This window comes from Chitinimonas violaceus (assembly GCF_052601015.1).
Genome location: NZ_JBQXDJ010000233.1, coordinates 1 through 446, shown reverse-complemented (window position 1 = coordinate 446; position 446 = coordinate 1). Strand labels below are relative to the sequence as shown.

General features: G+C 52.7%; 2 protein-coding genes. Both read left to right on the top strand.

Translation table 11 applies throughout. The annotated features are described in order from the left end of the window. Positions 1–80: 80 nt before the first annotated feature. Complete coding sequence (locus tag ACUHMQ_RS21090; RefSeq protein ID WP_445297397.1) at positions 81–302, top strand: transposase; 222 nt, start codon at positions 81–83, stop codon at positions 300–302. After that, on the top strand, positions 247–446 hold a 200-nt coding region (locus tag ACUHMQ_RS21085; protein ID WP_445297396.1), incomplete at its 3' end, for a transposase. The genes ACUHMQ_RS21090 and ACUHMQ_RS21085, both read left to right, overlap by 56 nt.

Here is a 446-nt window from a genome sequence, read left to right as displayed (position 1 = left end):
AACCGCATTGCTCACCATTTTCACCCCACCCACCACCGTGGCAGACCGTGCAAGCATGACAAGCGGTTGATTGTAATGCCATTCTGTACGTGACCAAAAGTGGCTGCCAGTGGCGGATGTTGCCAACCGACTTTCCACCCTGGCAGACGGTATATGATCATTTCAGCCGCTGGAACAGGCAAGGTGTATGGGAACGTGCGCTGGATGAGCTGATTTGCACCTATCGGCGACAGAGAAAAAAAGCCAATGCCGAGCTATGGGATTGTGGATTCGCAAAGCGTGAAGACGGCATTGACCAGTGAAGAAGTTGGCATTGATGGCGGCAAGAAAATCAAAGGGCGAAAGCGGCATATCGTGGTGGATACACTGGGCAATCTGCTTCATGTTGAGGTTCATGCTGCGAATCGGCACGATACCAAGGCTGGGCCGGGGATTTTGGCTCATGT